At 69.8% G+C, this 4,541-nt stretch carries 7 protein-coding genes; 6 read left to right on the plus strand and 1 reads right to left on the minus strand.

The window, feature by feature from the left end; translation table 11 throughout:
• From AC2VNT_RS04915 to AC2VNT_RS04930, 4 genes are all read left to right on the plus strand, one after another.
• Positions 1-625: cell division protein FtsZ (locus AC2VNT_RS04915; RefSeq protein WP_486945786.1), on the plus strand; the 625-nt coding region annotated here is incomplete at its 5' end.
• 27 nt (positions 626-652) lie between these two features.
• Positions 653-1,360, plus strand: a complete 708-nt coding sequence (gene pgeF, locus AC2VNT_RS04920; protein ID WP_486945787.1) for a peptidoglycan editing factor PgeF — start codon at positions 653-655, stop codon at positions 1,358-1,360.
• A gap of 131 nt (positions 1,361-1,491) precedes the next feature.
• Positions 1,492-2,124, plus strand: coding sequence for a cell division protein SepF (locus AC2VNT_RS04925; RefSeq protein ID WP_486945788.1), 633 nt, complete (start codon positions 1,492-1,494; stop codon positions 2,122-2,124).
• A 112-nt stretch (positions 2,125-2,236) separates the two neighbouring features.
• Entirely contained in the window at positions 2,237-2,527 is a 291-nt protein-coding gene (locus tag AC2VNT_RS04930; RefSeq protein ID WP_486945789.1) for a YggT family protein, read from the plus strand.
• Positions 2,528-2,534: 7 nt separating this feature from the next.
• Here the strand turns inward: AC2VNT_RS04930 and AC2VNT_RS04935 are convergent, their stop codons facing one another.
• Positions 2,535-3,347, minus strand: coding sequence for a DUF2249 domain-containing protein (locus AC2VNT_RS04935; protein ID WP_486945790.1), 813 nt, complete (start codon positions 3,345-3,347; stop codon positions 2,535-2,537).
• Between the two features lie 78 nt (positions 3,348-3,425).
• On the opposite strand from AC2VNT_RS04935, the gene AC2VNT_RS04940 reads away from it, so the two are divergent.
• Positions 3,426-3,674: a hypothetical protein gene (locus AC2VNT_RS04940; protein ID WP_486945791.1), complete on the plus strand. Its 249-nt coding sequence runs from the start codon at positions 3,426-3,428 to the stop codon at positions 3,672-3,674.
• Positions 3,675-3,746: 72 nt separating this feature from the next.
• Positions 3,747-4,541: DivIVA-like cell division protein Wag31 (gene wag31 / locus AC2VNT_RS04945; protein WP_486945792.1), on the plus strand; the 795-nt coding region annotated here is incomplete at its 3' end.

Raw genomic sequence — 4,541 nt, forward strand, 5'->3', positions numbered from 1 at the left:
ATTCCGCAGCGCCGACGAGGTACTGCTCAACGGCGTGCAGGGCATCACCGACCTGATCACCACGCCCGGCCTGATCAACGTCGACTTTGCCGACGTCAAGGGCATCATGAGCGGTGCCGGCACCGCGTTGATGGGCATCGGCTCGGCGCGCGGCGACGGCCGGGCGCTCAAGGCCGCCGAGATCGCGATCAACTCCCCGCTGCAGGAGGCGTCCATGGAGGGGGCGCAGGGCGTGCTGATGTCGGTCGCCGGCGGCAGCGACCTGGGCCTGTTCGAGATCAACGAGGCCGCCTCGTTGGTGCAGGACGCCGCGCACTCGGATGCCAACATCATCTTCGGCACCGTCATCGACGACTCGCTCGGCGACGAGGTGCGGGTCACGGTCATCGCGGCCGGCTTCGACGCCAGCTCGCCCAGCCGCCGGCTGGTGCTGGGCAAGGCCGGCGAGTCGATCGCCGCCGGCAAGGCCGGCAAGATCACCACGGCGCTGTTCGACCCGATCGACGCGGTGAGCGTCCCGACGCCCACCAACGGCGCAACGGTGAGCGTGGGCGGCGGCCGCGACGACGACGGCGGCGACATCGGCGACGACGACGTCGACGTGCCGCCGTTCATGCGCCGCTAGCCGGCGGTCGCCGACGATACTGGGCCGGTGAGCTTTCGCATCCGCCGGGTGACCACCACCCGCGCCGGCGGCGTGTCGGCGCCGCCGTTCGACACCTTCAATCTCGGCGACCACGTCGGCGACGACCCGGCCGCGGTGGCCGCCAACCGGGCAAAGCTGGCCGCGGTGACCGGTCTGGGCGCGAACCGGCTGGTGTGGATGAACCAGGTGCACGGCGATCGGGTGGAGATCGTCGACGGGCCGCGCGTCGCCGCGGTGGACGACACCGATGCGCTGGTGACCGTTGTTCGCGGCCTGGGCCTGGTGGTGGTCACCGCGGACTGCGTGCCGGTGTTGCTGGCCGATGCCCGGGCCGGCGTGGTCGCCGCGGTGCACGCCGGCCGGGTCGGCGCGCAGCGCGGGGTGGTGGCTCGCGCTGTGGCGGCGATGCTGTCGGTCGGCGCGCAGCCATCGGATATCTCGGCGCTGCTCGGGCCGGCGGTGAGCGGCGACAACTACGAGGTGCCCGCGACGATGGCCGACGAGGTGGAGGCGGCGCTGCCCGGGTGCCGGACCGCCACCTCGGCCGGCACCCCCGGGCTGGACCTGCGCGCCGGAATCGCCGGTCAGCTACGGGATTTGGGTATCGGCGCGATCGACATCGATCCGCGTTGCACGGTCGACGACCCGGACCTGTTCAGTTACCGGCGCGACATCCGCACCGGGCGGCTCGCCTCGGTGACCTGGTTCGAATGAGCTCATCGATCGGATTCGGCGTGTCGATCCCGCGCTGAACGGCCGGTGGCGGTTACCGTCACGATTACTAGTCACTCCCGTCACATCTTCATCACCGAGATGGTTCGCCAGGAGCTTGGAAGGGTCCCATGATGAGCACACTGCACAAGGTCAAGGCCTACTTCGGCATGGCCCCGATGGAGGACTACGACGACGACTACTACGACGACGCCGTCGAGCAGCCGCCGTCGCGCAGCTACCCCCGGCGGACGGAACGCTTCGACGAGGACGGCTACGACGGCTACGACGACGAGTACGACGACCCGCGCGCCGAGGCCGCCGAGTTTGCACCCGCCGGTTACCGCGGCGGCTACGGCGACGAACCCCGGTTCCGGTCACCGCGCCAGTTCGACCGGCCCCGGTTCGCGTCTGTGCGCGGCGCCACTCGCGGCGCGCTGGCGATGGACCCACGCCGGATGGCGATGCTGTTCGACGAGGGCAGCCCGATGTCGAAGATCACCACGCTGCGGCCGAAGGACTACGGCGAGGCGCGGACCATCGGAGAGCGGTTCCGGGACGGCACCCCGGTGATCATGGACCTGGTGTCGATGGACAACGCCGACGCCAAGCGTCTGGTCGACTTCGCCGCCGGGCTGGCCTTCGCGCTGCGCGGCTCGTTCGACAAGGTCGCGACGAAGGTGTTCCTGCTGTCGCCGGCCGACGTCGACGTCTCCCCGGAGGAGCGCCGCCGGATCGCCGAGACCGGCTTCTACGCGTACCGGTAGGGCCGGGCCCGGGACCGCGATCGGCGCGGATCGGGGAATCGGTAGGCTGACGGCAGTCGAGCCGGTCGGAGAGCCGTTACCGGCGCACCGTTATCAGTGAGGTCGGACTCCGTTGGCGCTGTTCTTTGCAATCATCGGCTATTCGCTGTTCGTGTTCTGGCTGCTGCTGATCGCGCGGATCGTCGTCGAGTTCGTCCGTTCGTTCAGCCGGGACTGGCAGCCGCGCGGCGCCACCGTGGTGATTCTGGAGCTCATCATGAGCGTCACCGACCCGCCGGTGAAGTTGCTGCGCCGATTGATCCCGCAACTGACCATCGGTGCGATCCGGCTGGACCTGTCCATCATGGTGCTGCTGCTGATCGCGTTCATCGGCATGGATCTCGCGCTGCAGCAGGTGAATTGACCCGAGTTCAGACCCGGGTCAGCCGCAGCCGCCAGGCCTCCGGACCACGCTCCTCGTAACCGACCGCCAGACGCCCGCCGCTGCGCTCGGCAAGCTGGTGCAGCAGCGGGATCGGGTCGTGCGGGGCGACCAGGATCATCGAACCACCGACCGGCACGGCGTCGAAGGCGCCGAACACGGTGGCGTGCCGGATCGCGTGCGGGATCTCCCGGACGTCGAGCTCGGGCATGCCCTCGTCGGTCTCACCGCAGCTGCATCCGGCATGGCCATGGCCACCATGGCCGTGGCCGGCAGGTTCGTGCCCGGCCTGCTCGTGGCCGTGTCCGGCTGCGCCCGGTGCCGGTGCCGGCAGCTGGGCGGCCAGGTCGGCCAGCGACGCCCCGCTGGTCTCGGCCAGCGCGGGCAACAGCAGGTCGGCCACCTTGCCCAGCAGGGCCTCCAGCAGCACCCGCAGCGACTCGACGTGGGCGGCGATCTGCACCCGGTCGTTGTCCCGGGCGATCCGTGCCGCCGCCTGCTCGGCCAGGTGGGTCTCGCCGAGCAGACCCTCGACCAGCAGCCGGGCTCGCTCCACGCTCGACGCCGCCGGATAGATCAGCTCCACCGCGGCCCGCAGCTCCGGGCGGACCACCTGGTCGATGAAGCCCTGGACCGCGCGGTGCGCGTCGTCGAACGCCGAGCCGGCGGTGCCGACCGCGGCGAAGACCGCCGCTCCGAGCGCTGCTTGGCGGCCGAGCAGCTCGGCGTAGCGGGACCGCACTTCGTCCACCGCCGCCGAATCGGCCGCACTCGTCGCCACCACCACGTCGTTCGTTGTCATCCCTGGTTTCCTTCCGTCCGTCGCATCGTCGCCCGGCCCGCCAGCCGACCTGCCGCCAATTTAATACAGGTAACTCCTGTGAATAATCTGGGGGCCGCGGTTCCGCCGGCCGGGCCCGCGTGGAAGCGCCGCGACGGCGGCGGTCGCCGCGTGCTGCGTCACGGATATCGCAGTCCGGTGACGCAGCCCACTGCGATGATCTGCGCTATCCGAGATTTCTATGGCACCAATTTGAAATTTATTCTTAATGTCAATCTCATTGCCGACTACCGAGCCCGGTGTGACAGGATGGACGGCAGTTACGATATTGGCGTATTTTCCGACTGATCCCTGGGCCGATCTACACTGACAGATCGGCCGAAAAGATCGGTCTCACGTCCAGACCCAAGGGGGCAGACAATGCCGCTGACACCGGCCGACGTACATAATGTTGCGTTCAGTAAGCCGCCGATCGGCAAGCGCGGCTACAACGAGGACGAGGTCGACGCCTTTCTAGACCTTGTCGAAGGCGAACTGACCCGGCTCGTCGAGGAGAACGCCGACCTTCGGCAGCGGGTGGCCGAGCTCGACCAGGAGCTGGCCACCGCCCGCAGCGGTGCGGGAGCGGCAGCGGCCCCCGCCGCGTTGCCGGCCTACCCGCCGGTGCCGGAGCCCGAGCCGGAGCCGGTGCCGGTGCCGGTGCCGCCGGTTGCCGCCCGGCCGTCGGCGGACCAGGACCAGGAGCTCAAGGCGGCAAGGCTGATGTCGCTGGCCCAGGACACCGCGGACCGGCTGACCCGAACCGCGCAGGCCGAGTCCGAGAAGGTGATGGCCGACGCGCGCGCCAACGCCGAGCAGATCCTCAGCGAGGCCCGCTACACCGCGGATACGACGGTGGCCGAGGCCCGGCAGCGCGCCGAGGCGTTGCTCAGCGATGCGCAGACCCGCGCGGAGGCGCAGCTGCGCCAGGCCCAGGAGAAGGCCGATGCGTTGCAGTCCGACGCCGAGCGCAAGCACTCGGAGATCATGGGCACCATCAACCAGCAGCGCAGCGTGCTGGAGGGCCGGCTGGAACAGCTGCGCACGTTCGAGCGGGAGTATCGGACCCGGCTCAAGACCTATCTGGAATCCCAGCTGGAGGAGCTCGGCCAGCGGGGTTCGGCCGCGCCGGTCGATGCCACCGCCGTCGGCGACACCGGCGGCTTCAACCATTTC

The sequence above is a fragment of the Mycobacterium sp. TH-M15 genome, from assembly GCF_057473705.1.

What these genes read in the sequence shown, in the direction of transcription:
- AC2VNT_RS04925 (WP_486945788.1), top strand. Translation starts at nt 1,492, where the DNA reads ATGAGCACACTGCACAAGGTCAAGGCCTACTTCGGCATGGCCCCGATG.
- AC2VNT_RS04935 (WP_486945790.1), bottom strand. Translation starts at nt 3,347, where the DNA reads ATGACAACGAACGACGTGGTGGTGGCGACGAGTGCGGCCGATTCGGCG.